We start from the raw sequence: 24,358 nt of genomic DNA on the forward strand, positions 1-24,358 counted from the left end.
TGGCTTAAGTACTTAAAGCGAATACTTCTGCAAATTCGCCATCATTTCCTTCAGCGCCTCGATATTGTCCTTCGGATGCGCCGCCCCTTCGAAATCACAAATCTGCTGCCAGTGCGCCGCGACATCTTCCGGCGAGAAGCCTACGCGCGGGTCGAACCCAGCGCCGAGGCTGCGTTCCCAACGCACCTTGCCCATCCAGCCGCCACCGACCTCGAACAGTCCGGAGGTTTCCTGGCATTGTTCACTGGCCAGATACACCACCAGCGGGCTGACCAGTTCTGGCTTCAATTGCTCGAATACTTGCGGCGGGATCAGGCCTTCGGTCATGCGCGTGCCGCCGGTTGGCGCGATGGCGTTGACGAGGATGTTGTTCTTGCGGCCTTCGATGGCCAGGGTGCGGGTCAGGCCGTAGAGGCCGAGTTTGGCCATGCCGTAGTTGGACTGGCCGAAGTTGCCGTAGATACCTGAAGTCGAGGCGGTGAAGATTACCCGGCCGTAGTTTTGCTCGCGCATATGTGGCCACGCGGCGCGGGTGACTTTGTATGCGCCTTCGACGTGGACGCGGTAGACCAGATCCCAGTCGGCGTCGTCCATTTTGTGGAAGGTCTTGTCGCGCAGGATGCCGGCGTTGTTGACCACCACGTCGACACGGCCGAAGACGTCGAGGGCGTTCTGCACCAGTTTGTCGCCGTCGGTGACCGAGTCGTGGTTGGCTTCGGCGATACCGCCGGCCTCACGAATTTCCGCCACCACACGGTCGGCGGCTGAGGCATTGGCGCCTTCACCCTGGGTCGAGCCGCCGAGGTCGTTGACCAGCACTTTGGCGCCTTGCTTGGCAAACAACAATGCATGGGCGCGTCCGAGGCCGCCACCGGCTCCGGTGACGATGACGACTTTATCTTCGAAACGCACAGACTCATTCATCGCAGCAACTCCAGCAGGCCAGTATTGAGCCTGAGTGTCAGGCACAGGGCTTTGGGTCACAACGAACACGGCTGAGGCTGAATGGTGTGCGATAAGGTTGGGGGATGATGAGGGCGTCAAAGAAACAAAAGATCAAAAGATCGCAGCCTTCGGCAGCTCCTACATTGGATCTGTGTAGGAGCTGCCGAAGGCTGCGATCTTTTGATCTGTCAGGAGCAGGCCACTTTGCGCGGCGGCAGCACAAAACGATCGCGAAACGCCAGATAGTGCTTGAGCACCTGCACCGGCGCCTCGGTCTGGGGATAGTGACCGATCCCCGGCAACAGCACCGTGTCCGCGTCCGGGATCAACTCGCGATAGCGCTCGACCATGTGCGCCCCGGAAATCGGATCGACTTCGCCATCGATCACCCCCAGGGGGATTTCGCCACGCTGCATCGCGCTCACCCAACGATCACGCTGCACCCGACGCTCGGGAATGTAGCTGATCAACTTGTGCATGATCCGAGGCCCGCGATTGCTGTCGACCAGGCTCCAGAAATCGTCCAGCTCGCTTTCGCTCGGACGCGTTTGCGGACCGAAGATCTGCCGGAAGCTTTTCACCAGAGCATCGCGTGTAAACGCGCGGCCAATCATCCAGCCCAGTGGACTGAGCAGCAGTTTCTGCATCAGCACGGGACGATGGGTTTCCGGAAACAATCCGCCGTTGAGAAACACGCAACTGGCGATCTCGATCTTGTCTTCGTAGTGTCGGGCAAGCAGTTCTTGCGCAACGCTGTCACCGTAATCATGCGCCAGCACATGCACCGGTTGTTCGACCTGCAAATGCGCGAGCAAGGCCTGTTGCAGGTCAGCCTGTTCCAGCAGGCTGTAGGTGTGATTGAGCGGTTTGGCCGAATCGCCAAAACCGAGCATGTCGCAGGCAATCACCCGATAACGCTGGGCCAGTGGCTGCCACAGGTAGTGCCAATCCCAACTGGCGGTCGGAAAGCCGTGGATCAGCAACAGCGGCTCACCCTGCCCCGCCGCCCAGTAACGAATCGGCTGACCACGAAAGACAAACGTCTGGCTGCGTTTACGCCAGACACACAGAGGAATCTCGGCAAGAGGCATTAGAGTTTATATCCGGGGTCTTGTTTATCGAGTTTGCGCAGCAACGCCGGCCAGGCCAGCGCGCCACCCATGCCTTGAGCACTTTTGGTGACGCCAGCGATCATCGCTTTGGCGCCTGCCAGAATCTGCGGTTCGATAGCGATGAGTTCCGCGCCACCGGTTTGCGCCATGACCTGAATGTCGCACACGCGCTGGAAGGTGAACATCATCAGAAACGTATCGGCAATGGTGCCGCCACAGGTCAGCAGACCGTGGTTGTGCAGCATCAGGAAATTGTTCTCGCCCAGATCCGCCTGAAGGCGCGCCTTCTCTTCATGGTTCAGCGCCACGCCTTCATAGGCGTGATACGCCAGGCTCGACAGCACGAACAGCGACTGCTGGCTGATTGGCAACACGCCCTGCTTTTGCGCCGACACCGCGACACCTGAGGCGGTGTGCGTATGCAGCACGCAAACCACATCGTGCCGCACTTCGTGCACGGCGCTGTGGATGGTGTAGCCGGCGGGGTTGATCTCGTAAGGGCTGTCCATGAGTTTGTTGCCGGCCTGATCGACTTTCACCAGGCTCGACGCGGTGATCTCATGGAACATCAGACCGAACGGGTTGATCAGGAAATCTTCGGTGCCCGGCACCTTGGCGGAAATATGCGTGAAGATCAGATCGTCCCAGCCATGCAGCGCGACCAGACGATAACAAGCGGCGAGATCGACTCGGGTCTGCCATTCCGCAGCACTGACCTGGTCTTTGACATTAAGGGACGATTGGACGGGGGCTACGCTCACTGTATGCACCTCTGCGTTCTTATTGTTCTGCACGTGTCAGCAGTCTAGTCAGGCGCAGAGCATCGCGTAGTTGCATTAGCAGCCAGCTTGATGACTGAGCGGGTCAGCCAGGCAAACTCCTTGGATCCATGTCAAAGCAACGACGCCAACAAAGGCGCGGCAAACAGATTGAGCAATCCGGTCAGCACCATCACCAGCCCGGCAACAGAGCCTTCTTCGCCGCCGACTTCATGGGCCCGGCTGACCCCGGCACCGTGCGCGCCAACCCCGAACAACGCACCCCGCGCCAAAGCACTGCGCAACGGCAACCACTTCAACAACACGCCGCCAAGCATCGCGCCAAACACCCCGGTGAACATTACAAAAACCGCCGTCAACTCCGGCACGCCCCCCAGGTTCTGTGCCAGCGGCATGGCGAACGGTGTGGTGATCGAACGTGGCACCAGCGACATCGTCACCGAACTGTCGAGCGCCAGCGCCCTGGCCAGCCCGAACGAGGTGCCGATCGAGGCAGCACTGCCGGCAACCATGCCCAACAGCAGTGCCGACCAGTGCCGCATCAGCAAGCGCCGTTGCTGCCAGATCGGCACGGCGAAAGCCACGGTGACCGGGCCCAGCACCAGCATCAGCCAGTGGGTATTGCTGGAGTATTCGGCATAAGCCGTGTGCAACGGCACCGCTAGCGCCAGCAGTAACGCCGGCACCAGAATCAGTGGCGACAAAACGTAGCGCCCGGTGCGCCGATACAACCAGCGGCTGAACAGGTACGCCAACAGGGTGAAGGCCAGCCAGAACATCGGCATCCATTCAAGCTTCATGGGACCGCCTCATGCGCACGGCAAGCTCGACTGTGAAAGCCGTTACCAGCATCACCATCAAGGTGCTGGCGGCAATCACCAACAAGATCCGCCAGCCGTCATTGCGCAACAGCGCGCCGTAGTCGAGCAGACTCATCAGCGCCGGAATGAAAAACAACAACATCTCGGCCATCAGCAAGCCCGCGCCCAATTGCAGCGCCGCCGGTTTGACCCAGCCAAAGGCAAATGCCAGCAGCAACAGCGCCATGCCGACTACGCCACCGGGAATCGGCCACGCCAGCCAGGCCGCCACTTGGCAACCGAGCAGGTAAAGTCCGAGCAATACCGCGAGTTCGGCGAGAAGACGAGACAGATGTTTGAGGGTGACGACGTTCATGATTTTGCTCCTGACAGGGGCATATTTTACGAAGCGCGCTGCCATCCCAGAAGAGAATTGTTAGACTTAATACCATTCCAAAATGGAATCAGGCTATGGAACTCAAACAGCTGCGCAGTTTTGTCGAAGTCATGCATCAGGGCGGCTTCACCCAAGCCGCAAAAACCCTGCACATCAGCCAGTCAGCGGTGAGCAAACAAATCGCGCAACTGGAACAGAGCCTCGGCACGCCTTTGCTTGAACGGCTCGGTTCGCAACTGCGCCTGACCGCCGCGGGCGGCGTGGTGCTGCAACGGGCCGAGAGCATGCTGCGCTTGCGCAATGAATTGCTCGCAGAACTGGATGATCTGAGTCATCTGGTGCGTGGAGAACTGCGCCTCGGACTACCACTGCTGGGCAGTGACGCGCTGTTCGCCGGGCTGTTTGCCGAATACCGACGACGCTATCCGAATATCAACATTCAGTTGCTTGAGGGGGGCAGCCGCAATGTTGAACAAGCGGTGCTCAGCGGTGAACTGGAGTTGGGCGGCAGCCTGTTACCAAAGGATCCGCAATTCGACTGTCAGCCGTTCTGTGATGAGCCTCTCGACGCCCTGCTGCCGGCAGATCATCCGCTGGCAGGTCGGGGTGAGATCGGCCTGGAAGAATTGGCCGAGACGCCATTCCTGCTCTATCAACGCAGCTTCGTGCTCAACGACCGCTTGCTGCAGGCATGCCAGCAATTGGGCTTCACGCCGAAGGAAGGCGGACGCAGCGGTCAGGCGGATTTTCTTGCGGCGCTGGTGGCCGCCGGGCAAGGCGTGGTGCTGTTGCCCAGCGTGGTTGCACGCGGCCTGGTGCGGCCAGGCGTGGTGCGTCTGACCTTGCGAGCGCCGGATTATCTGCGTTGGGATATCGCGTTTATCTGGCGTCGCGGTGCGTATCTGTCGAAAGCCGCACAGGCGTGGCTGAGCCTGCTGCGCGAGCGGGCGATCAACCCTTGAGCGTGTCGATCAACTGCGCCAGCCAAGGCTCGGCGTCGGTTTCCGGGGTGACGCTTTCGCTGGCGTCGATGCGCAGCATTTCTTGCACTTCACGTACGCCGAGTTCGCCAAACAGTTCCCGCATTTGCTCGCCACCGCCGCAGAAGGTGTCGCCGTAACTGGCGTCGCCCAAGGCAATCACTGCGCCCGGCAAACCGCGCCATGCGGCTGGCAACTGGTCGCGAATCGCCGAATACAGCGGTTGCAGGTTGTCGGGCAATTCGCCCATGCCGGTGGTCGAGGTGACTGCGAGCAATGCTTCGGGGCCGAACGCCTGAATGTCGGCGAGGCTCGCACGCGAGTTGTAGAAGGTTTCAAAGCCAGCGTCTTTCAACAGGTTCTGGGCGTGGCGGGCGACTTCTTCGGCGGTGCCGTAGACCGAACCGGAGAGGATGGCGACTTTCATCAATCTGATCCTGAAACTGAAAAAAAGAGCGGCGATAGTAACAGCCTCCAATGCAAAGCTGCGACTGGATCTCAATTGGCGGTAATGGCCAGTAGACAGCGCCTACGGTTCTTCTAGAATGCGAGCCACTGACAACTCTGAAAGGATTCAAAGATGATCAACGCCAGCTTGTTGCAAATGGTGATCAACGCGTCGAACGACGGCATCGTGGTCGCCGAAAAAGAAGGTGAACAGAACGATATCCTGATCTATGTGAACCCGGCCTTTGAACGACTGACCGGCTACACCAGTGAGGAAATCCTCTATCAGGACTGCCGCTTTCTGCAGTCTGGAGACCGAGATCAGGACAGCCTGAAACTGATTCGCGAAACGCTGGATAACGGCGGCTCGTGCCGGGAAATCCTGCGCAACTATCGCAAGGACGGTACGCCGTTCTGGAATGAACTGTCGATTTCGACGGTGAAAAACGTCGAAGACGGGCAAACATATTTCGTTGGCGTGCAGAAGGACGTCACCGTTCAGGTCAAGGCTCAGCAACGCGTGGTGCAGCTGGAAGCGCAAGTCGCCGCACTCGAAGCCGAACTGGCTACGGTGAAAGCGACAAACGGTCAAAACAAAACCGCGAACTAAGTGTCATTAACTACAATCACCAATGACTTTGTAACTATATCTTTTGAGTTAGCCATGCAGCGCGACGCCCTCCTCACTCAGGATGAGCTGGATTTCATCCAGACCATGCAGCACAACCCGCAACTGAACGTGCGGGATGCGACGTCGAGTCTGCTGGTTAATGGCGGTTCGCAGATCCGTGATTTGCTCACGCGCCTGGCCGCTCACGAGCAAGTGACCATTCAGGCCAACTTCGAAAACCAGCAAATGACCTTCCCGCTGCATTTGGTGGAGGACGAGTTTCACGCACTGCATCTGCGCCTCGGCGTGCCGAGTATTTACGAAGACGGCCCGATGGTACGGCCATGGCGCTTGACGCTCGAAGAGCCGGTAGCCCTGGAAAACGCCAAAGGTCAGCCAGGAATGTTGTGGGTACACGAGGTTTCGCACAAAGGTGTGCTGCTGGAAGTGCGCAACAAGACCAAACCACCCAAGCATTTCGCGCTGTGGTTCAGCCCTTCGGGTTACGAGCGGATTTCATTGCGCGGTAATTTCGAACGTGAAACCGAAAGCGGGTTCTACGCCTACGAGTTGAGCCAGACCGATACCGACGAAACCGAGCGGCTGCGTCAGTTCATCCTGCAGCAACATCGCCTGACGCATCCTGCCCTTCACACCTGAGTTTCAGGTATCAAGATTCCCTGCAAGAAACTGCAGCATGCGCTGACGCATGCTCGCCCCTTCGTTTCCAAGACATGCAACAGAGGAGCCGGCCAGACTGTCCTGCGCCAGATCTGAAGCATCGCCCGCCAGCATCAACTGACAATCAAGGCTTAACGCCAACCGGTTCAGACGTCGAGGCAATTCGGCGCTGGGCGCGTGATTGGAAAACAGCACGAGTGCATCAGGTTTGATCTTTTCGCACACCAGCGTCAATTCATCGAACGGCTGCCCCGTGGTCAACACCCTGACACCGGCATTGCTATCGCTGAGAAACAGCGCCGCCACCAGCAATTCCAGTTCCCGACATTGCCCGGCCAGCGCGCTGACGATCACTCGACGCGGTTGCGTGCCGCGCAGCATGACAATCCGCTGCAACACCCGCGCCCGCAGGAATCCATCGAAGAACAGCCACTCGCTGGTTTGCCCGAAAGCCTCCTGGCGCTGCAACAATTGCAGCCACAACGGCATGAGGATGTCCTGAAATACCACGGGCAGTGCGTAGGAAGAGAAAATCTGCCCATAGACGCGGTCCAGTTGCTGATCATCGAATGCACTGACCGCCTGTTGAATCTGCTCCTGCCACTGCAGGTAATCGGCCTGCACCAGATCATCGGGGATGATGTGCGCCAGCACTTTCATCGGCTCGGTCTTGGCGAGGATCTTGCCGACCTTGCTCACGGCGACACCGCGATCAATCCAGTCGACGATGCTGCGCACGCGCTCGATATCGGTCATCGAATAGAGCCGATGCCCACTTTCGGTGCGCGTTGGCTGAATCAAACCATAGCGCCGCTCCCAGGCACGCAAGGTCACCGGGTTGACACCGGTCAGGCGTGCGACCTCACGGATCGGGAACAGATCGGCACGCTCGAGCGCGACAGATGCCTGCGAAGCGGGGCTTGCGTCCGTGATGACAGGCATATGGCGTTCAACTTCCATGTCGGTTCAATTGGATCCCATTCTAACGCTTATGTCCCATTGGGTTTCAAGTGATGAAATGCGACGAAAGTCGCTGGTTTATTCGCGAAAAAACGGAATAATCCTTGCTTGCTGAAAAACGCAGGCCTCTACCCCGGTCCTGCGTCAGGCGAAATTCCTACCCGGAGTGACGCACTAGAAATACGGAGATACAAAATGTCTACTTCCCCCGTCACGCTGATGGTTGCCCGTCGCGTCGCCGACGGCCGTTATCATGATTTGATCGCCTGGCTGCGCGAAGGCGAACAACTGGCCACTGATTTCCCCGGTTACCTGGGCTCTGGCGTGCTCGCTCCGCCCCCCGGCGACAACGAATTCCAGATCATTTTCCGCTTTGCCGACGAACACACGCTGCATGCGTGGGAACATTCGGCGTCCCGCACCGCGTGGTTGAGCCGTGGCAGCGATCTGTTTGCCCACCCGAAAGAGCATCGGGTCAGCGGTATCGAAGGTTGGTTCGGCGCGGTCGGTCAGCGTCCACCGCGCTGGAAGCAGGCCGTCGCGATCTGGCTGGCGTTCTTTCCAGTGTCACTGCTGTTCAACTTTGTCCTCGGCCCGTTGCTTGCCGACATGAGTTTGTTGCCGCGCGTGCTGATCAGCACGGCGTGCCTGACGCCGCTGATGGTTTACTTCTTTATTCCATTGTCGACCCGCTTGCTGGCGAACTGGCTGAACAGCACGCCGGTGCGACTGCCTGTTTCGGCAGCACCTCAGAAACATTAAAGATCGCAGCCTCGTTGCACTCGACAGCTCCTACAGGACTGAACACAGACCAGGGTAGGAGCTGCCGCAGGCTGCAATCTTTTCAGGCTCGTCGCTGTTATAGTTTTTGCTCCCACCGCGATGCGAGCCGTTCATGCCTGATTCCTCAGCCCCGATCCTCATCACCGGTGCCGGCCAGCGTGTCGGCCTGCATTGCGCGCAGCGGTTACTCGAAGACGGCCATCGCGTCATCTTCACCTATCGCAGCGAACGCCCCGGCGTGCAAACGCTGCGTGATCTGGGCGCCATCGGCCTGTTCGCCGACTTTTCCAGCGAGGCCGCGATTCTCGCCTTTATCGAAGCACTGAAAACCCACACCGAGAGCCTGCGCGCCATCGTGCACAACGCTTCCGAATGGCTGGCCGAAACTCCGGGCAGCGAGGCCGAAGCCCTCACGCGCATGTTCAATCTGCACATGCTCGCACCGTATCTGATCAACCTGCACTGTGGCGAATTGCTGCAACGCTCGACGCCCGCCGACATCATCCACATCAGCGACGATGTCACCCGCAAAGGCAGCAGCAAGCACATCGGCTATTGCGCGACCAAGACCGGGCTCGACAGCCTGACCCTGTCCTTCGCCGCCCGCTATGCGCCGGCCATCAAGGTCAACGGCATCGCGCCAGCCCTGCTATTGTTCAATCCCGACGACGACGCGGCGTACCGCGCCAAGGCCCTGGCAAAATCCGCGCTGGGCATCGAGCCCGGCAGCGAAGTGATCTATCAGAGCCTGCGCTATCTGCTCGACAACCCTTATGTCACCGGTACGACCCTGACCGTCAACGGCGGAAGGCACGTCAAATAACACCTGCCTGCGAGGCTGCCCATGAGCCGCTCACTGCCCGAGAACTACCGCGAAATCCTCATCGGCCTCGGTGAAGATCCCGACCGCGAAGGACTGCTCGATACGCCAGTGCGCGCGGCCAAGGCCATGCAATACCTGTGTCACGGTTACGAACAGAGCGTCGATGAGATTGTTAACGGCGCGCTGTTTGCCTCGGACAGTGACGAAATGATCATCGTCGCCGACATCGAGTTGTACTCGTTGTGCGAACATCACCTGTTGCCCTTCATCGGCAAGGCCCATGTGGCTTATATTCCGACAGGCAAGGTGCTGGGCCTGTCGAAAATCGCGCGACTGGTGGACATGTTCGCCCGGCGCCTGCAGATTCAGGAAAACCTCACCCGGCAAATTGCCGATGCGGTGCAACAGGTCACCGATGCTGCCGGCGTCGCCGTCGTCATTGAGGCCAGACACATGTGCATGATGATGCGCGGTGTCGAAAAACAGAATTCGACCATGAACACCTCGGTCATGCTCGGCGCGTTCCGCGAGTCGAGCAACACCCGCCAGGAGTTCCTGCAATTGATTGGACGGAGCAAGTAAATGCCACAACTTCAGCCGGGAATGGCGCGCATCCGGGTCAAGGATCTGCGCTTGCGCACCTTTATCGGGATCAACGAGGACGAAATCCTCAACAAGCAGGATGTGCTGATCAACCTGACCATTCTGTATGCCGCGCAGGAAGCGGTGCGTGACAACGACATTGATCACGCACTGAATTACCGCACGATCACCAAAGCGATCATCGCCCACGTCGAGGGCAATCGCTTTGCGCTGCTTGAACGCCTGACTCAGGAATTGCTCGATCTGGTGATGAGCAACGGTTCGGTGCTGTACGCCGAAGTCGAAGTCGACAAGCCCCATGCGTTGCGATTTGCCGAGTCGGTTTCGATCACACTCGCCGCCAGCCGCTGAGTGCGTCTGGCGCATTGGCCGTCAGACTTTTATCATCCGCGCCACGATTTGACTGCACAGAGCCCATCATGACCGAGCAACAACGCCTCGAACTCGAAGCCGCCGCCTTCCGCCGGCTGGTCGCCCACCTGGACAGCCGCAAGGACGTACAGAACATCGACCTGATGAACCTCGCCGGGTTCTGCCGCAACTGCCTGTCGAAGTGGTACAAGGCCGAAGCCGACGAGCGCCAGATCGAGGTCAGCCTCGACGATGCTCGCGAAGTGGTTTACGGCATGCCATACGCCGAGTGGAAAGCCCAATATCAGCAAGAAGCCAACGCCGACCAGCAAGCGGCGTTCGCCAAAGGAAAAACCCATGAGTGACCTGAACACCCTGCGCACCAGCCTCAAAAGCGGCGAACACGCTTTCGCCGACACCCTGGCGTTCATCGCCGCCGGTTACGATTATCAGCCGCAAGCCTTCAACAACGGTGGTGTGGAAAACGCCGCCGGACAGAACGAAGGCTCGTGCAAGACTTTGGGTCTGGCGTTGCTGGAAGGTCTGAGCGATGAAGAAGCGCTGTTGGCGTTCGGCGAGCATTATCGCTCGGTAGTGGCGACGCCTGAGGGCAGTGATCACGGCAATATTCGCGCGTTGATCAAACACGGTCTGGCCGGCGTCAAATTCACCGCACAGCCCCTGACTCGCCGCTGATTCCAGCTGCAACGCCCCCCCCCTGTAGGAGTGAGCCTGCTCGCGATAGCGGTGTATCAGTCGACTCATATGTTGACCGGTACACCGCTATCGCGAGCAGGCTCACTCCTACAATGAATTGCGTTGGAGCAGGAGTAACGGGCACAAAAAAACCGGCCGAAGCCGGTTTTTTTATGCCTGCGATCTTAGAACGAAGCGTTCTGCAGACCGTCCAGGTAACGCTCGGTGTCCAGTGCCGCCATGCAGCCAGCGCCGGCCGAGGTGATCGCCTGACGGTAAACGTGGTCAGCCACGTCACCGGCGGCGAAGATGCCTTCGACGCTGGTCGCAGTCGCATTGCCTTCACGGCCGCCGTGCACCACCAGATAACCGTCTTTGAGGGTCAACTGGCCTTCGAACAGCGAAGTGTTCGGAGTGTGGCCGATGGCAATGAACACGCCATCAACGGTGATTTCATCGAAACTGCCGTCGTTGTTCTTCAGACGCGCACCGGTCACGCCCATGTTGTCGCCCAGGACTTCGTCGAGGTTGGCGTTCAACTTGAGGATAATCTTGCCTTCGGCGACGCGAGCGTTGAGCTTGTCGATCAGGATTTTCTCGGCGCGGAAGGTTTCGCGACGGTGGATCAGGGTTACGGTGCTGGCGATATTGGCCAGGTACAGTGCCTCTTCAACAGCGGTGTTGCCGCCGCCGACCACTGCAACAGGCTTGTTGCGGTAGAAGAAACCGTCGCAGGTCGCGCAGGCCGAAACGCCTTTGCCCATGAACGCTTCTTCCGAAGGCAGACCCAGGTAACGAGCGCTGGCGCCGGTGGCGATGATCAGGGCGTCGCAGGTGTAGGTCGCGCTGTCGCCGGTCAGAGTGTAAGGCTTGGCAGCGAAGTCGACGGCGTTGATGTGATCGAAAACGATCTCGGTTTCAAAACGCTCGGCGTGCTCGCGCATGCGTTCCATCAGGGCTGGACCGGTCAGACCGTGGACATCGCCCGGCCAGTTGTCGACTTCGGTGGTGGTGGTCAGTTGACCGCCAGCCTGCATGCCGGTGATCAGCAGTGGCTTGAGGTTGGCACGGGCCGCGTATACCGCAGCGCTGTAACCGGCAGGGCCGGAACCGAGAATAATCACTCGCGAATGACGGACTTCAGACATGACCTGCTCCTGTTGACCGGGCCGAAAAACGGGCACGGATCGCCGGACTGCCGGCGGGAATAAAAAAGGACCGTGGAAAACCTTGGGGAAGGCTTGAGCTCGACAGTCCTGTAAAAAGTTGGGTGCAGCGTATCGAGGGGGGCAAGATTAAGGAAATACGGTTTAACAATCCAGCTCATAGGTGGTCTCTATGCCGTCACACTGACGAGATGGACGTCTTTGTTACAGTGAATGTCGATCGCTCTGCCGCGCTTTCACAGGCGTTGCAAAGTCGGTAAGGTCGGCGCGTTTTCCCTTGCTCGGAGCACCTTATGCCCGCCCCTGTTCTGTCCGGCCCGCAATACCTGCGCGAAGGCCTGAAACTGGTCCTCAGCCCAGGCCTGCGCCTGTTCGTATTGTTGCCGCTGGTGATCAACCTGGTGCTGTTCGTCGGATTGATCTATCTGGCCGGCCACCAGTTCAGCCTGTGGGTCGATACGCTGATGCCATCGCTGCCCGAATGGCTGAGCTTTCTAAGCTACATCCTCTGGCCCTTGTTCGTGGTGCTGGTGGCGTTGATGGTGTTTTTCACCTTCACGATGCTGGCCAACGTGATCGCCGCACCGTTCAACGGCTTTCTTGCGGAAAAAGTCGAAGTGGTGGTGCGTGGCACCGATGATTTCCCGGCGTTCAGCTGGGGTGAACTGATTGCGATGGTCCCGCGCACCCTCGCCCGGGAAATGCGCAAGCTCGGCTACTTTCTGCCCCGCGCCATCGGTCTCTTCATCCTGTCGTTCATCCCGGTGGTAAACATCATCGCCGCACCGCTGTGGTTGTTGTTCGGCGTGTGGATGATGGCGATCCAGTACATCGACTACCCGGCGGACAACCACAAACTGGGTTGGAACGAGATGCTCGCCTGGCTGCGGCAGAAGCGCTGGCAGAGCATGAGTTTTGGCGGGATCGTCTACCTGGTGCTGCTGATTCCGGTGGTCAACATTTTGATGATGCCAGCGGCGGTGGCCGGCGCGACGTTGTTCTGGGTGCGTGAGCGCGGTGCCGAGAATCTGGTGACTCAGCGCTGAGCCCCCCAGCCGTAGCACGTCACAAATCCATCATCCGAACGTCACAAGCACGACATGGCCTCAGTCGACACTGAGGCCATGACGACAGCTCTACACATCACCCTGATCAGCGAAACCTTTCCACCGGAAATCAACGGGGTGGCCAATACTCTTGGGCGCTTGTGCGATGGGCTGCGCGCGCGCGGCCACCAAGTGGAACTGGTACGCCCGCGTCAGGCCGGCGATCCGCAGCGCAGTGAAGACGACGCGTTGCTGTTGTGCCGTGGCTGGCCGTTGCCGGGATATCCGGGGCTGCAATGGGGGCAATCGTCGATGCACAAACTGCTGCGCCGCTGGAAACGTCAGCGTCCCGATGTGCTGTACATCGCCACGGAAGGCCCACTCGGCTTATCGGCCCTGCGTGCGGCGCGGCGTTTGGGCATTTCGGTGGTCAGCGGGTTTCACACCAACTTTCAGCAATACACCAGTCAGTACGGCCTCGGACTGCTGACGCGAATGCTGACGCATTATTTGCGCTGGTTTCACAATCGCTCGGCCATGACTCTGGTGCCGAGCGTCAGCCAGCGACTGGAACTGGAGCGACGCCATTTCGAGCGCTTGGCGCTGTTGTCGCGCGGTGTCGACAGCCAGCTATTTCATCCAAGCAAACGGCTGAATGCCTTGCGTGAGCAATGGGGCCTGTCCGAGCAGGACATTGCGGTGATTCACGTAGGACGACTCGCGCCGGAGAAGAACCTTGGCCTGCTCAAACGCTGCTTCGAAAAACTGCGGGACACTTATCCACAGCGCAATCTGAAACTGATCGTGGTCGGCGACGGGCCGCAACGGCTAGCGCTGGAAAAGGATTTGCCCGAGGCGATTTTCTGCGGCTCACAGCGTGGTGAAGCGTTGGCGGCGCACTACGCGTCCGGCGATATATTTCTGTTTCCCAGCCTGACCGAAACCTTCGGCAATGTCGTGCTGGAGGCACTGGCCTCGGGGCTGGGTGTGGTGGCTTACGATCAAGCTGCAGCGGCGCAGCATATTCGCCATGGTTACAACGGCGTGCTGGCGATGCCCGGTGATGAACAGGCGTTCTGCGAGGCGGCGGCGTGGTTGCTTGAGGAGGATGAGGCGTTGCGCTGCGTGCGTTTGAATGCGCGGCAGCATGCGAGTCGTCAGGGATGGCCGGCGGTTATCGAGCAGTTTGAAAAGCATTTGCGCGGGGCTTGTGTGGGGGAGCAAGTGGTGCCGAATGCGCAGACATTGCCTTGAATCCAGGCGACTTGGAGACCGCCATCGCGAGCAGGCTCACTCCTACAGGGGAAATGCATTCCAATTGTAGGAGTGAGCCTGCTCGCGATGGCGTCAGTAAAGCCGCTGGTTAAACCAGCGTCATCAACGCCTCACGGCTGAACGGCAAAATATCCTGTTCACGCCCTTCGCGGACTTTTTGCGCCCAATCCGGATCGACCAACAGCGCGCGCCCAACCGCAACCAGATCGAATTCCTCTTTGTTCAAACGCTCCAGCAGGTTCTCCAGACTGGCCGGTTGCGCGACCTTGTCGGTGTTGACCATGAACTGCAGGAACTCGCCATCGAGACCGACGCTACCGACGGTGATGGTCGGCTTGCCGGTGAGCTTGCGGGTCCAGCCTGCCAGGTTCAGCTCGGAACCATCGAACTCCGGCTCCCAGAAACGCCGCGTCGAGCAGTGGAAAATATCCACACCGGCGTCGGACAACGGCTTGAGGAATTCGCCCAGTGCTTCTGGGGTTTGCACCAGACGCGCGGTGTAATCCTGCTGCTTCCACTGCGAGAAACGGAAGATGATCGGGAAACCTTCGCCAACGGCCGCACGCACCGCTTGAATCAGTTCGATGGCGAAGCGCGAACGGTTGGCCAGGCTGCCGCCGTATTCGTCGCTGCGCTGGTTGCTGCCTTCCCAGAAAAACTGGTCGATCAGGTAACCGTGCGCACCGTGGATTTCCACGCCGTCCATGCCGATGCTTTGTGCGTCTTTGGCCGCTTGAGCGAAGGCTGCGATCACGTCCTGGATGTCTTGCTTGGTCATGCCGTGCACCACGACCTGACCGTCCTTGAGTTTTTCCGACGGGCCGTAAGCCGGCACGCTAGCGTCCGGCTCGGTGCCGATGCGGCGTACGCTGCCCACATGCCACAGCTGCGGAACAATCTTGCCGCCTTCAGCGTGAACGGCGTCGACGACTTTCTTCCAGCCGGCCAATGGCGCGTCACCAAAGAACTGCGGCACGTTCGGGTAACCGTTGGAGGCGATGTGGCCGACGGTGGTGCCTTCGGTGATGATCAGGCCGACACCGGCCGCTGCGCGACGACGGTAGTACTCGATGACTTTCGAATTAGGCACGCCGCCCGGGGAGAAGGAGCGAGTCATCGGCGCCATGACCACGCGGGTCGGCAGTTCGAGGGCACCGAGGTGGAACGGTTTGAACAAGGCTTGAACGGGCATCGATGGGCTCCACTGAGAAGGCTTTATGACGGCGATAATATGGAGACGCGAACCCTTTGAACAGCACTATTGATTTGGGTGATTAAGGATTAAAAGACGCAAAGCAAAAGATCGCAGCCTTCGGCAGCTCCTACATGGGGTTTTGAGGTCACCTGCAGGAGCTGCCGAAGGCTGCGATCTTTTGATCTTGCTGTTTCAGCTCAGCGCTTTTTCAATCGCATGCACAATGGTCGGATCATCCGGCGCCGTACGCGGCGAGAACCGCGCCAACACCCGGCCGTCCTTGCCGAGCAAAAACTTTTCGAAATTCCAGGTAATGTCACCGGGAAACTCCGCGCCCTCGCCCGCCAACAGACGGTAGAGCTGATGACGCTCGTGGCCGTTGACTTCGAGCTTGCTCGACAACGGAAACGTCACGCCATAGTTAAGGCTGCAGAAGTCCTGAATTTCTTTTTCAGAACCGGGTTCCTGACCGGCAAACTGGTTGCACGGCAGGCCCAGCACACTGAAGCCTTTGCCTTTGAATTGCTGATGGAGGTTTTCCAGCGCCGCGTACTGTGGGGTCAAGCCGCACTTGGAGGCGACGTTGACCACCAGCACGACTTGGCCCTTGAACGGCGCCAGCGGTAGCTCCTGGCCATCCAGGGCTGTCAACTTAAGGTCGTGAAAAGCACTCATGACGAACTCCAGGATTCCCATGTTCTACTCGAAACAGCCACTTGGCGAGGCCACCAAGGACAGCCGCGGACTAAAAAGGCGCCCGCAGGCGCCTCTCCAGTACTCGAAGCTTAGCGCAGAAAATCAGTGGTGATGGCCACCTTCGCCATGGACGTGGCCATGAGCGATTTCTTCCTGGCTGGCATCACGAATGTCAACGATCTTCACTTTGAAGTTCAGGCGCTGACCGGCCAGTGGGTGGTTACCGTCGACAGTCACGTCGTCGCCGTCGAGGTCACGGATGGTGACGATTTGCATCTGGCCGTCCGGCGCCGAAGCGTGGAACTGCATGCCGACTTCCAGCTCGTCAACGCCTTCGAACATGCTGCGGCTCAGGGTGCTGACCAGCTCAGCAGCGTATTCACCGTAAGCGTCTTCCGGCTCAACGGAAACTTCCAGCTCGTCACCAACAGCTTTGCCTTCCAGCGCTTTTTCCAAGCCTGGAATGATGTTACCTGCGCCTTGCAGGTAGACCAGCGGAGCGCCGCCGGCGGAGCTGTCGATGACCTCACCAGCGTCGTTGGTCAGGGTATAGTCGATGGAGACAGCCTTATTGGCGGCGATCAGCATGGGGCGAGACCTTTTGCATAAGAATATAGAAAGGCCAAGTTTAGCGAAGCAAACGCGCGAAAGCGAACACAACCCGGACAAACGGGTTTCGACGATCGCAGGCTTCCATCAAGACGAAGAAGGCCATTGGGTGGCCGAGCTTTCCTGTGGCCACACCCAACACCTGCGCCATCAGCCGCCCTGGCAATCACGTGCCTGGGTGCTCGACCCGGCGCAACGTATTGAAAAAATAGGCCAACCCTTTGCCTGCGGTTGGTGCGCACAAGGCTCGGTTAGCGATAACCTTGGCGACTGAATTTCGGCAGATTGTCAGTAAAAGATGATCGCCATTGCCATGCACCCTTAGAGAATTCGCATGCAAACTTTTTTTATCGCGCCCACCGATTTTGGCGTGGGTCTGACCTCCATCAGCCTCGGGCTGGTGCGTACGCTGGAGCGAGCGGGCCTGAAAGTCGGCTTCTTCAAACCGATTGCGCAGCCGCACCCCGGCGACACCGGCCCTGAACGTTCCACCGAACTGGTGGCGCGCACACATGGCCTGAAACCACCGCAGCCGCTGGGCCTGGCCCACGTCGAGCGGATGCTTGGCGACGGTCAGCTCGATGAGTTGCTCGAAGAAATCATCACCCTGTATCAGCAAGCCGCCATCGGCAAAGACGTGCTGGTCGTCGAAGGCATGGTGCCGACCCGCAGCGCCAGCTACGCCGCGCGAGTCAACCTGCACCTGGCCAAGAGCCTCGATGCCGAGGTGATTCTGGTTTCGGCGCCGGAAAACGAAGTACTTGCCGAGCTGTCCGGTCGCGTCGAGTTGCAGGCGCAATTGTTCGGTGGGCCGAAAGACCCGAAAGTCCTCGGCGTGATCCTCAACAAGGTCAAGACCGACGAGAGCATGGACGCCTTCGCCACGCGTCTGAAAGAGCATTCGCCGTTGCTGCGCAGCGGTGATTTCCGTCTGCTTGGCTGCATTCCGTTCCAGCCTGAACTCAACGCACCACGCACCCGTGACGTCGCCGACCTGATGGGCGCGCAAGTGCTCAATGCCGGTGACTACGAAACCCGGCGCATGACCAAAATCATCATTTGCGCACGGACCATGCGCAACACAGTCGAGCTGCTCAAGCCCGGCGTGCTGGTGGTGACACCGGGTGATCGCGACGACATCATCCTCGCCGTCAGCCTGGCGGCGATCAACGGCGTGCCGCTGGCCGGTCTGCTGCTGACCAGCGACACCTTGCCTGATCCACGCATCATGGACTTGTGCCAAGGCGCGTTGCAGGCCGGTTTGCCGGTGTTGTCGGTGAGCACCGGCTCTTACGATACCGCCAACCTGCTCAACGGCCTGAACAAGGAAATCCCCATCGACGACCGCGAGCGTGCGGAAATCATCACTGATTTTGTCGCCAGCCATCTCGACGCCAAGTGGCTGCACCAGCGTTGCGGCACGCCACGGGAAATGCGCCTGTCGCCCGCCGTATTCCGCTATCAGTTGATTCAGCGCGCGCAGGCGGCGAACAAGCGCATCGTCCTGCCCGAAGGCAGCGAGCCGTTCACCGTGCAAGCGGCGGCGATCTGTCAGGAACGCGGGATTGCCCGTTGCGTGTTGCTGGCCAAACCTGCAGACGTCGAAGCGGTCGCTCGCGCCCAAGGCATCGTGCTGCCGCCGGGGCTGGAGATTCTCGATCCGGATTTGATCCGCGAGCGCTACGTCGAGCCGATGGTCGCCCTGCGCAAAACCAAAAGCCTCAATGCACCAATGGCCGAGCAGCAGCTGGAAGACACCGTGGTGATCGGCACCATGATGCTTGCACTGGATGAAGTCGACGGCCTGGTCTCGGGCGTGATCAACACCACCGCCAATACCATCCGCCCGGCCCTGCAGTTGATCAAGACTGCCCCGGGCTGCACGCTGGTGTCGTCGGTGTTCTTCATGCTCTTCCCGGAGGAAGTGCTGGTTTACGGTGACTGCGTGATGAATCCGCACCCGAGCGCCAGCGAACTGGCCGAGATCGCCCTGCAAAGCGCTGACTCGGCGGCGGCATTCGGCATCACTCCGCGTGTGGCGATGATCAGCTACTCCAGCGGCGAATCGGCCACCGGCGAAGAAGTCGAGAAAGTCCGCGAAGCCACCCTGCTCGCCCACGAACAACAGCATTCGCTGCTGATCGACGGCCCGCTGCAATACGACGCTGCTGCCAACGCCGACGTGGCCCGGCAACTGGCGCCGAACAGTCAGGTGGCCGGCCGCGCCACGGTGTTTGTGTTCCCCGATCTGAACACCGGCAACACCACGCACAAAGCCGTGCAACGCAGCGCCGATTGCGTCAGCCTCGGGCCGATGCTGCAAGGCCTGCGCAAACCAGTGAATGACTTGCCGCGCGGCGCGCAGGTCGATGACATCGTCTACACCATCGCCCTCACCGCGATTCAAGCCGCCAACCGACCTATGGATGTGTAAATGCTGGATTTTCTACCTGCACCGTTGCGCGGCGTGATTGCCTCGCTGCTGTTGGCACTTAATACGATTCTGCTGTGCTCGTTTCTGTTCTGCGTGGCGCTGATCAAAGTGTTGCCGTTCGATTTCGCCCGGCGAGCTTCGCTCTGGCTGATGAGCCATACCCATGAAGCGTGGATCAGCAACAACAAGGGCTGGATGAACCTGGTGCGCCGCACGCGCTGGCACATCAGCGGTTTGCAAGGCCTCGACTATCAACACTCATATCTGATCACCAGCAACCACCAGAGCTGGGTCGATATTCTGGTGCTGCAATACGTGCTCAACCGCCGTATTCAGCCGCTGAAATTCTTCCTCAAACAGGAACTGATCTGGGTACCGGTGATCGGTCTGGCCTGGTGGGCGCTGGGCTTTCCGTTCATGAAACGCTACTCCAAGGCGTACCTGGCCAAGCACCCGGAGAAGAAAGGCAAAGACCTGGAAACCACCCGTAAGACTTGCGCGAAGTTTCGTAATAACCCGGTGGGAATTTTCAACTTCGTCGAAGGTACGCGGTTCACTGAAGGTAAGCATGCGCAGCAGCAGTCGCCGTTCAAATACCTGCTCAAGCCCAAGGCTGGCGGAATTGCGTTTGTGCTGGATGCGATGGGTGAACAGCTGGAGTCGATCGTCAACGTGACGATCCACTACCCGGCCGGGCGTCCCGGGTTCTGGGACCTGCTGTGCGGCAATGTGCGCGATGTAGTGGTGCACTTTGAGGAGCTGAAGATTCCGCAGCAGTTCATTGGCAAGAATTACGATCAGGACGGCGAATATCGATTGCAGTTTCAGGGCTGGATCAATCAGCTGTGGCTGGACAAGGATGCGCTGCTGGAACAGATGCACCGCGAATATCCAGCGAATTAAAGATCAAAAGATCGCAGCCTTCGGCAGCTCCTACAGGGTGTACGCCGATCCAATGCAGGAGCTGCCGAAGGCTGCGATCTTTTGACACTCTCAAAGCGACAAAAAAGCCCGCCGATGATCACTCATCGGCGGGCTTTTTCTTGCAGCTTGAAGCTAGAAGCCAGTCGCTGCTTCAGTGCTTAGATCGCGCCACGCTTGCGCAGCAGATCCAGCACTTGCTTGACGCTCTCTTCCACACTCAGCGTCTGCGTGTCGATCACCAGATCGGCATTCAGCGGTACGTCGTACGGGAAGGATTCGCCCGGGATGTTGTCGCCAGCGGCGGCATACAGACCTTGCGGATCACGCTCGGCGCACACGGCCGGCGAGGCCTGTACGTAGACCGTCAGCAGACGATCCTTGCCGATCAGATCCTTGGCTTGCTCACGCCCTTCAGCGCTTGGCGCGACGAACGAGGCCAAGGTCAGCAGACCCGCTTCGTTGAACTGACGCGCGACGTGCGCGGCACGACGCCAATTCTCGGTGCGACCGGCGCGATCCTGTGGCAGGCCTTTGTTCAGGTCCTGACGCAGGTTCTGGCCATCCAGCACAAACACCGCACGGCCCATGTCGAACAGCTTGCGCTCGACCGCGTAAGCCAGCGTGCTCTTGCCCGCGCCCGACAGGCCGCTGAACAGCACAGTGGCCGGTTGCTGACCGAAGCGCTGAGCGCGTTCTTCAGTGGCAACATGCGCCAGTTTGCCGTGATGGGTGGCGGTACCGTGGGTCACTGGCTGCGCGACGATCATGCCGGCGCCAACGGTACCGTTGGTCAAACGGTCGATGATGATGAACGCGCCGGTGGTGCGGTTGCTTTCGTAACCGTCGAGGGCGATCGGCGCGTCGAGCGCGATCTTCACCTTGCCGATTTCGTTGAGCTGCAACGCGCTCGCCGGGCCTTCTTCGAGGGTGTTGACGTCGACCTTGTTGACGATGCTGGCGATCGAGCCCGGCACGTAACTGGTGGCGCGTTTGATGTCGTATTTCTTGCCTGGCAGCATCGGCTCTTCAGCCATCCACACCAGCATCGCTTCGAAGCTGTCGGTGACCGGCGGCACGTTGTCGGCATGCACCAGCAGGTCGCCACGGGAGATGTCGATTTCGTCTTCCATGGTCAACGTTACCGCCTGACCTGGACCTGCGTGTTCCAGCTCACCTTCGAAGGTAACGATGGATTTCACGCGGCTACTCTTGCCCGACGGCAGCACCACGACTTCGTCGCCCTTGTGCACGATGCCGCTGGCCAGGGTGCCGGCGAAACCACGGAAGTTCAGGTTCGGACGGTTGACGTACTGCACCGGGAAACGCAGATCGGTGAAGTTGCGGTCGCCCGCGACTTCCACGGTCTCGAGGATTTCCATCAGCGACTGGCCGGTGTACCACGGCGAGCGCTCGGACTTGTTCACCACGTTGTCGCCCTTGAGGGCAGACATCGGCACGAAGTGCATGCTGGTCGGCTTCATCTTCAAGCCTTCGGCGAACTTCAGGTAGTCAGCCTTGATCGACTCGAACACGCCTTCATCGAAGTCCTTCAAGTCCATCTTGTTGATGGCGACGACGATGTGTTTGATCCCCAGCAGGGAGGCGATGAAGCTGTGGCGACGGGTCTGGGTCTGCACGCCGTAACGCGCGTCGACCAAAATGATCGCCAGGTCACAGGTGGAGGCACCGGTGGCCATGTTGCGGGTGTACTGCTCATGGCCGGGCGTGTCGGCGATGATGAATTTGCGTTTGGCGGTGGAGAAATAGCGGTAGGCGACATCGATGGTGATGCCCTGCTCACGCTCGGCCTGCAGGCCGTCAACCAGCAACGCCAGGTCGATGTCATCACCGGTGGTGCCGACTTTCTTCGAATCGCGGGTAATCGCTTCGAGGTGATCTTCGTAGATCATCTTCGAGTCGTGCAGCAGGCGCCCGATCAGGGTGCTCTTGCCGTCATCGACGTTACCGCAGGTCAAAAAGCGCAGCAGTTCCTTACGTTCGTGCTGGCCCAGGTAGGCGAGGATGTCCTCGCTGATCAAATCAGATACGTGCGACATGACAGCCCCTTAGAAATAGCCTTGACGTTTTTTATCTTCCATCGAGCCGGCGCCATCGTGGTCGATGACTCGGCCCTGGCGCTCGGAAGTTCGCGTCAGGAGCATTTCTTGAATGATGTCCGTGAGGCTTTCGGCCTCGGACTCCACGGCGCCCGTCAACGGGTAGCAGCCAAGGGTGCGGAAACGCACTTTCTTTTTGACGATGCGCGCTTTGTCTTCATCGGACAGGTGCTCGAGGATGCGCTCGTCGTCGATCATGATCAGCGTGCCGTTCTTCTCGATCACTTCGCGTTCGGCGGCGAAGTACAACGGCACAATCGGGATGCCTTCGAGGTAGATGTACTGCCAGATGTCCAGTTCGGTCCAGTTCGACAGCGGGAATACGCGGATCGATTCGCCCTTGTTGACCTTGCCGTTGTAGACGTTCCACAGCTCGGGACGCTGATTTTTCGGGTCCCAGCGGTGCTTGCTGTCGCGGAACGAGTACACGCGCTCTTTGGCACGGGATTTCTCTTCATCGCGACGGGCGCCGCCGAAGGCTGCGTCGAAACCATGCTTGTCGAGTGCCTGTTTCAGGCCTTCGGTTTTCATGATGTCGGTGTGCTTGGCACTGCCGTGGGTGAACGGGTTGATGTTCTGCGCCACGCCATCGGGGTTGATGTGGGTGATCAGGTCCAGGCCCAGTTCTTCGACCATCTTGTCGCGGAACTTGTACATCTCCTGGAATTTCCAGCGGGTGTCGACGTGCATCACCGGAAACGGCAGTTTGCCCGGAAAGAACGCCTTGCGTGCCAGGTGCAGCATCACGGCGGAGTCTTTACCGATGGAGTACAGCATCACCGGGTTATCGAACTCGGCGGCCACCTCGCGGATGATGTGGATGCTTTCCGCCTCCAGCTGTTTCAGATGCGTCAGTTTGTCGACCATGGCTACTCACGAAAACTTTCTTATGAACGGCCAGCGGGCCGTGTTCGAGCGGGGAATCCTAGCACAGCGGCCTCTTCTAATCAGGACGCCAACTAGATCGAAAGGGTATATGAATATGCCTACCAGTTCGGCCGATGCCCCCCCTGTAGGAGTGAGCCTGCTCGCGATAGCTTTGTCACATTCGACATAACGGTGACTGACACTCCGCTATCGCGAGCAGGCTCACTCCTACAGGGGATTTGCGGTGGATTCAGATCGGATTCGGGCAATCGATGAAGATGTGTTCGACGGCAAAGCGTTTTGCCAGGTAGTCGCCCAGCGCCTGTACGCCATAGCGCTCGGTGGCGTGGTGGCCGGCGGCAATGAAGCTGATGTCGTTCTCGCGGGCACTGTGGAAGGTCTGTTCGGAAGCCTCACCGCTCAGATAGAGATCGACGCCTGCGGCGACGGCTTGATCGATATAGCCCTGACCGCCGCCGGTGCACCAGCCGACCCGGCGGATCATCGGATTACCTTCAATCAGCAACGGTTCGCGGCCCATGACTTCTTGCACCTTGCGGGCGAAATCGCGCGCGGTCATCGGCTCTTTCAAAGACCCGACCAGACCAACGATTTTAAGATTATCCGGATCCAGCGGGCCTTCAACAGTGATGTCCAATTGCCGAGCAAGCTGCACGTTATTGCCGACGTCAGGATGCAAATCCAGCGGCAAGTGGTAAGCGAGCAGACTGATGTCGTGCTTGAGCAAGGTCTTCAGTCGACGCTGCTTCATGCCAGTGATGCAAGGGTTCTCGCCCTTCCAGAAGTAACCGTGGTGCACCAGCACCAGATCGGCCCCGGCCTCGACGGCGGCATCCAGCAAGGCCTGACTGGCCGTGACGCCGCTGACGATGCGCATCACTTGCGGACGGCCCTCGACCTGCAATCCATTCGGGCAATAATCGGCAATTTTCGCACTGCCGAGGTAACGGTCGGCTTCTTCGACGAGGGTGCTGAGGGCAACGGCCATGAAAGACTCCTAAATATCCCGTTCAGAGGCGCGCGCGGCCTCGTATAATGCGC

Annotated in this window: 28 protein-coding genes; 14 read left to right on the plus strand and 14 right to left on the minus strand. The window is 59.2% G+C overall.

Features of this window, described 5'->3' with window-relative positions; translation table 11 throughout:
- Window positions 1–12: 12 nt before the first annotated feature.
- The 5 genes from ACM6JQ_RS22695 to ACM6JQ_RS22715 form a co-directional block, all read right to left on the minus strand.
- Entirely contained in the window at window positions 13–924 is a 912-nt protein-coding gene (locus ACM6JQ_RS22695; protein ID WP_099758023.1) for an SDR family oxidoreductase, read from the minus strand.
- Window positions 925–1,133: 209 nt separating this feature from the next.
- A complete protein-coding gene (locus ACM6JQ_RS22700) occupies window positions 1,134–2,036 on the minus strand; it encodes an alpha/beta fold hydrolase (protein WP_414894709.1) in 903 nt (300 codons plus the stop codon).
- Complete coding sequence (locus tag ACM6JQ_RS22705) at window positions 2,036–2,818, minus strand: class II aldolase/adducin family protein (RefSeq protein ID WP_414894710.1); 783 nt, start codon at window positions 2,816–2,818, stop codon at window positions 2,036–2,038. Before ACM6JQ_RS22705 ends, ACM6JQ_RS22700 begins: the two co-directional genes overlap by 1 nt.
- Before the next feature lie 131 nt (window positions 2,819–2,949).
- Window positions 2,950–3,636: an LrgB family protein gene (locus ACM6JQ_RS22710; RefSeq protein WP_007914240.1), complete on the minus strand. Its 687-nt coding sequence runs from the start codon at window positions 3,634–3,636 to the stop codon at window positions 2,950–2,952.
- Entirely contained in the window at window positions 3,626–4,012 is a 387-nt protein-coding gene (locus ACM6JQ_RS22715; RefSeq protein WP_007914242.1) for a CidA/LrgA family protein, read from the minus strand. The genes ACM6JQ_RS22710 and ACM6JQ_RS22715 overlap by 11 nt, the downstream gene beginning before the upstream one ends.
- 95 nt (window positions 4,013–4,107) lie before the next feature.
- Here ACM6JQ_RS22715 and ACM6JQ_RS22720 point away from each other — a divergent pair, with 95 nt between their 5' ends.
- Window positions 4,108–4,995 (plus strand): LysR family transcriptional regulator, encoded by an 888-nt coding sequence (locus tag ACM6JQ_RS22720; protein ID WP_007914245.1) that lies wholly within the window; start codon window positions 4,108–4,110, stop codon window positions 4,993–4,995.
- On the opposite strand, the gene ACM6JQ_RS22725 is transcribed toward ACM6JQ_RS22720, so the two are convergent.
- Window positions 4,985–5,440, minus strand: a complete 456-nt coding sequence (locus ACM6JQ_RS22725; RefSeq protein WP_095112661.1) for a flavodoxin — start codon at window positions 5,438–5,440, stop codon at window positions 4,985–4,987. The two genes, ACM6JQ_RS22720 and ACM6JQ_RS22725, sit on opposite strands and share 11 nt — an antisense overlap.
- Before the next feature lie 153 nt (window positions 5,441–5,593).
- Here ACM6JQ_RS22725 and ACM6JQ_RS22730 point away from each other — a divergent pair, with 153 nt between their 5' ends.
- Together ACM6JQ_RS22730 and ACM6JQ_RS22735 are read left to right on the plus strand one after the other, a co-directional pair.
- Window positions 5,594–6,070 carry a PAS domain-containing protein gene (locus ACM6JQ_RS22730; RefSeq protein WP_414894711.1) on the plus strand — a complete coding sequence of 159 codons (477 nt, stop codon included), beginning with the start codon at window positions 5,594–5,596 and terminating at the stop codon, window positions 6,068–6,070.
- A gap of 54 nt (window positions 6,071–6,124) precedes the next feature.
- Window positions 6,125–6,730, plus strand: coding sequence for a hypothetical protein (locus ACM6JQ_RS22735; RefSeq protein WP_007914250.1), 606 nt, complete (start codon window positions 6,125–6,127; stop codon window positions 6,728–6,730).
- 3 nt (window positions 6,731–6,733) lie between these two features.
- Here the strand turns inward: ACM6JQ_RS22735 and ACM6JQ_RS22740 are convergent, their stop codons facing one another.
- Window positions 6,734–7,693, minus strand: coding sequence for a MerR family transcriptional regulator (locus tag ACM6JQ_RS22740; RefSeq protein ID WP_137219273.1), 960 nt, complete (start codon window positions 7,691–7,693; stop codon window positions 6,734–6,736).
- A 213-nt stretch (window positions 7,694–7,906) separates the two neighbouring features.
- Here ACM6JQ_RS22740 and ACM6JQ_RS22745 point away from each other — a divergent pair, with 213 nt between their 5' ends.
- From ACM6JQ_RS22745 to ACM6JQ_RS22770, 6 genes are all read left to right on the plus strand, one after another.
- Window positions 7,907–8,473, plus strand: a complete 567-nt coding sequence (locus ACM6JQ_RS22745) for an antibiotic biosynthesis monooxygenase (RefSeq protein ID WP_095112663.1) — start codon at window positions 7,907–7,909, stop codon at window positions 8,471–8,473.
- Window positions 8,474–8,606: 133 nt separating this feature from the next.
- Window positions 8,607–9,317: a dihydromonapterin reductase gene (folM, locus tag ACM6JQ_RS22750; RefSeq protein WP_414894712.1), complete on the plus strand. Its 711-nt coding sequence runs from the start codon at window positions 8,607–8,609 to the stop codon at window positions 9,315–9,317.
- Window positions 9,318–9,338: 21 nt separating this feature from the next.
- Window positions 9,339–9,899 carry a GTP cyclohydrolase I FolE gene (folE, locus tag ACM6JQ_RS22755; RefSeq protein ID WP_007914261.1) on the plus strand — a complete coding sequence of 187 codons (561 nt, stop codon included), beginning with the start codon at window positions 9,339–9,341 and terminating at the stop codon, window positions 9,897–9,899.
- Window positions 9,900–10,271, plus strand: coding sequence for a dihydroneopterin triphosphate 2'-epimerase (gene folX / locus ACM6JQ_RS22760; protein WP_007914273.1), 372 nt, complete (start codon window positions 9,900–9,902; stop codon window positions 10,269–10,271). It abuts the gene before it with no gap.
- Between the two features lie 68 nt (window positions 10,272–10,339).
- Window positions 10,340–10,636: a DUF1244 domain-containing protein gene (locus ACM6JQ_RS22765; RefSeq protein ID WP_007914276.1), complete on the plus strand. Its 297-nt coding sequence runs from the start codon at window positions 10,340–10,342 to the stop codon at window positions 10,634–10,636.
- On the plus strand, window positions 10,629–10,967 hold the full coding sequence (locus ACM6JQ_RS22770; protein ID WP_007914278.1) for a HopJ type III effector protein: 339 nt from the start codon (window positions 10,629–10,631) through the stop codon (window positions 10,965–10,967). Before ACM6JQ_RS22765 ends, ACM6JQ_RS22770 begins: the two co-directional genes overlap by 8 nt.
- A gap of 185 nt (window positions 10,968–11,152) precedes the next feature.
- Here the strand turns inward: ACM6JQ_RS22770 and trxB are convergent, their stop codons facing one another.
- Window positions 11,153–12,115 (minus strand): thioredoxin-disulfide reductase, encoded by a 963-nt coding sequence (gene trxB / locus ACM6JQ_RS22775; RefSeq protein WP_007912350.1) that lies wholly within the window; start codon window positions 12,113–12,115, stop codon window positions 11,153–11,155.
- Window positions 12,116–12,426: 311 nt separating this feature from the next.
- On the opposite strand from trxB, the gene cysZ reads away from it, so the two are divergent.
- Both cysZ and ACM6JQ_RS22785 read left to right on the plus strand, forming a co-directional pair.
- Complete coding sequence (gene cysZ / locus ACM6JQ_RS22780) at window positions 12,427–13,179, plus strand: sulfate transporter CysZ (protein ID WP_414894713.1); 753 nt, start codon at window positions 12,427–12,429, stop codon at window positions 13,177–13,179.
- Between the two features lie 54 nt (window positions 13,180–13,233).
- Window positions 13,234–14,433, plus strand: a complete 1,200-nt coding sequence (locus tag ACM6JQ_RS22785; protein ID WP_095112666.1) for a glycosyltransferase family 4 protein — start codon at window positions 13,234–13,236, stop codon at window positions 14,431–14,433.
- A gap of 109 nt (window positions 14,434–14,542) precedes the next feature.
- Here ACM6JQ_RS22785 and ACM6JQ_RS22790 read toward each other — a convergent pair whose 3' ends face one another.
- The 3 genes from ACM6JQ_RS22790 to ACM6JQ_RS22800 all read right to left on the minus strand — a co-directional run bounded on the left by ACM6JQ_RS22790 (window position 14,543) and on the right by ACM6JQ_RS22800 (window position 16,933).
- Window positions 14,543–15,646: an NADH:flavin oxidoreductase gene (locus tag ACM6JQ_RS22790; RefSeq protein WP_007912361.1), complete on the minus strand. Its 1,104-nt coding sequence runs from the start codon at window positions 15,644–15,646 to the stop codon at window positions 14,543–14,545.
- 195 nt (window positions 15,647–15,841) lie between these two features.
- On the minus strand, window positions 15,842–16,324 hold the full coding sequence (locus ACM6JQ_RS22795; RefSeq protein ID WP_007912363.1) for a glutathione peroxidase: 483 nt from the start codon (window positions 16,322–16,324) through the stop codon (window positions 15,842–15,844).
- Between the two features lie 123 nt (window positions 16,325–16,447).
- Window positions 16,448–16,933 (minus strand): FKBP-type peptidyl-prolyl cis-trans isomerase, encoded by a 486-nt coding sequence (locus ACM6JQ_RS22800; RefSeq protein ID WP_007912368.1) that lies wholly within the window; start codon window positions 16,931–16,933, stop codon window positions 16,448–16,450.
- Between ACM6JQ_RS22800 and ACM6JQ_RS22805 the strand changes: the two genes are divergently transcribed.
- From ACM6JQ_RS22805 to ACM6JQ_RS22815, 3 genes are read left to right on the plus strand one after another with little or no spacing between them, the layout of a single operon-like run.
- A complete protein-coding gene (locus ACM6JQ_RS22805) occupies window positions 16,902–17,228 on the plus strand; it encodes a DUF3565 domain-containing protein (RefSeq protein WP_081498742.1) in 327 nt (108 codons plus the stop codon). The two genes, ACM6JQ_RS22800 and ACM6JQ_RS22805, sit on opposite strands and share 32 nt — an antisense overlap.
- Window positions 17,229–17,288: 60 nt before the next feature.
- Complete coding sequence (gene pta, locus ACM6JQ_RS22810) at window positions 17,289–19,388, plus strand: phosphate acetyltransferase (protein ID WP_007912369.1); 2,100 nt, start codon at window positions 17,289–17,291, stop codon at window positions 19,386–19,388.
- Window positions 19,389–20,291 carry an acyltransferase gene (locus tag ACM6JQ_RS22815; RefSeq protein WP_007912370.1) on the plus strand — a complete coding sequence of 301 codons (903 nt, stop codon included), beginning with the start codon at window positions 19,389–19,391 and terminating at the stop codon, window positions 20,289–20,291.
- A 179-nt stretch (window positions 20,292–20,470) separates the two neighbouring features.
- On the opposite strand, the gene cysN is transcribed toward ACM6JQ_RS22815, so the two are convergent.
- From cysN to ACM6JQ_RS22830, 3 genes are all read right to left on the minus strand, one after another.
- Complete coding sequence (gene cysN, locus ACM6JQ_RS22820) at window positions 20,471–22,369, minus strand: sulfate adenylyltransferase subunit CysN (protein WP_095112669.1); 1,899 nt, start codon at window positions 22,367–22,369, stop codon at window positions 20,471–20,473.
- A 9-nt stretch (window positions 22,370–22,378) separates the two neighbouring features.
- On the minus strand, window positions 22,379–23,296 hold the full coding sequence (cysD, locus tag ACM6JQ_RS22825; RefSeq protein ID WP_007912374.1) for a sulfate adenylyltransferase subunit CysD: 918 nt from the start codon (window positions 23,294–23,296) through the stop codon (window positions 22,379–22,381).
- Window positions 23,297–23,546: 250 nt separating this feature from the next.
- Complete coding sequence (locus ACM6JQ_RS22830) at window positions 23,547–24,305, minus strand: Nif3-like dinuclear metal center hexameric protein (RefSeq protein WP_095112670.1); 759 nt, start codon at window positions 24,303–24,305, stop codon at window positions 23,547–23,549.
- Between the last annotated feature and the right edge of the window lie 53 nt (window positions 24,306–24,358).

Origin of the sequence: Pseudomonas sp. IT-232MI5 (genome assembly GCF_949767845.1) — a bacterium.
Taxonomy (GTDB): Bacteria; Pseudomonadota; Gammaproteobacteria; order Pseudomonadales; family Pseudomonadaceae; genus Aquipseudomonas.

Excerpts from the sequence above, each read along its gene's own strand:
- cysD (WP_007912374.1), bottom strand. The coding sequence starts at position 23,296 with ATGGTCGACAAACTGACGCATCTGAAACAGCTGGAGGCGGAAAGCATC.
- cysZ (WP_414894713.1), top strand. The coding sequence starts at position 12,427 with ATGCCCGCCCCTGTTCTGTCCGGCCCGCAATACCTGCGCGAAGGCCTG.
- ACM6JQ_RS22700 (WP_414894709.1), bottom strand. The coding sequence starts at position 2,036 with ATGCCTCTTGCCGAGATTCCTCTGTGTGTCTGGCGTAAACGCAGCCAG.
- ACM6JQ_RS22720 (WP_007914245.1), top strand. The coding sequence starts at position 4,108 with ATGGAACTCAAACAGCTGCGCAGTTTTGTCGAAGTCATGCATCAGGGC.
- ACM6JQ_RS22745 (WP_095112663.1), top strand. The coding sequence starts at position 7,907 with ATGTCTACTTCCCCCGTCACGCTGATGGTTGCCCGTCGCGTCGCCGAC.
- ACM6JQ_RS22800 (WP_007912368.1), bottom strand. The coding sequence starts at position 16,933 with ATGCTGATCGCCGCCAATAAGGCTGTCTCCATCGACTATACCCTGACC.
- ACM6JQ_RS22815 (WP_007912370.1), top strand. The coding sequence starts at position 19,389 with ATGCTGGATTTTCTACCTGCACCGTTGCGCGGCGTGATTGCCTCGCTG.
- ACM6JQ_RS22735 (WP_007914250.1), top strand. The coding sequence starts at position 6,125 with ATGCAGCGCGACGCCCTCCTCACTCAGGATGAGCTGGATTTCATCCAG.
- ACM6JQ_RS22795 (WP_007912363.1), bottom strand. The coding sequence starts at position 16,324 with ATGAGTGCTTTTCACGACCTTAAGTTGACAGCCCTGGATGGCCAGGAG.
- ACM6JQ_RS22725 (WP_095112661.1), bottom strand. The coding sequence starts at position 5,440 with ATGAAAGTCGCCATCCTCTCCGGTTCGGTCTACGGCACCGCCGAAGAA.
- ACM6JQ_RS22730 (WP_414894711.1), top strand. The coding sequence starts at position 5,594 with ATGATCAACGCCAGCTTGTTGCAAATGGTGATCAACGCGTCGAACGAC.
- ACM6JQ_RS22830 (WP_095112670.1), bottom strand. The coding sequence starts at position 24,305 with ATGGCCGTTGCCCTCAGCACCCTCGTCGAAGAAGCCGACCGTTACCTC.
- ACM6JQ_RS22765 (WP_007914276.1), top strand. The coding sequence starts at position 10,340 with ATGACCGAGCAACAACGCCTCGAACTCGAAGCCGCCGCCTTCCGCCGG.
- ACM6JQ_RS22805 (WP_081498742.1), top strand. The coding sequence starts at position 16,902 with ATGGAGACAGCCTTATTGGCGGCGATCAGCATGGGGCGAGACCTTTTG.
- folX (WP_007914273.1), top strand. The coding sequence starts at position 9,900 with ATGCCACAACTTCAGCCGGGAATGGCGCGCATCCGGGTCAAGGATCTG.
- pta (WP_007912369.1), top strand. The coding sequence starts at position 17,289 with ATGCAAACTTTTTTTATCGCGCCCACCGATTTTGGCGTGGGTCTGACC.
- ACM6JQ_RS22770 (WP_007914278.1), top strand. The coding sequence starts at position 10,629 with ATGAGTGACCTGAACACCCTGCGCACCAGCCTCAAAAGCGGCGAACAC.
- ACM6JQ_RS22695 (WP_099758023.1), bottom strand. The coding sequence starts at position 924 with ATGAATGAGTCTGTGCGTTTCGAAGATAAAGTCGTCATCGTCACCGGA.
- trxB (WP_007912350.1), bottom strand. The coding sequence starts at position 12,115 with ATGTCTGAAGTCCGTCATTCGCGAGTGATTATTCTCGGTTCCGGCCCT.
- ACM6JQ_RS22790 (WP_007912361.1), bottom strand. The coding sequence starts at position 15,646 with ATGCCCGTTCAAGCCTTGTTCAAACCGTTCCACCTCGGTGCCCTCGAA.
- folM (WP_414894712.1), top strand. The coding sequence starts at position 8,607 with ATGCCTGATTCCTCAGCCCCGATCCTCATCACCGGTGCCGGCCAGCGT.
- ACM6JQ_RS22710 (WP_007914240.1), bottom strand. The coding sequence starts at position 3,636 with ATGAAGCTTGAATGGATGCCGATGTTCTGGCTGGCCTTCACCCTGTTG.
- cysN (WP_095112669.1), bottom strand. The coding sequence starts at position 22,369 with ATGTCGCACGTATCTGATTTGATCAGCGAGGACATCCTCGCCTACCTG.
- folE (WP_007914261.1), top strand. The coding sequence starts at position 9,339 with ATGAGCCGCTCACTGCCCGAGAACTACCGCGAAATCCTCATCGGCCTC.
- ACM6JQ_RS22785 (WP_095112666.1), top strand. The coding sequence starts at position 13,234 with ATGGCCTCAGTCGACACTGAGGCCATGACGACAGCTCTACACATCACC.
- ACM6JQ_RS22715 (WP_007914242.1), bottom strand. The coding sequence starts at position 4,012 with ATGAACGTCGTCACCCTCAAACATCTGTCTCGTCTTCTCGCCGAACTC.
- ACM6JQ_RS22740 (WP_137219273.1), bottom strand. The coding sequence starts at position 7,693 with ATGCCTGTCATCACGGACGCAAGCCCCGCTTCGCAGGCATCTGTCGCG.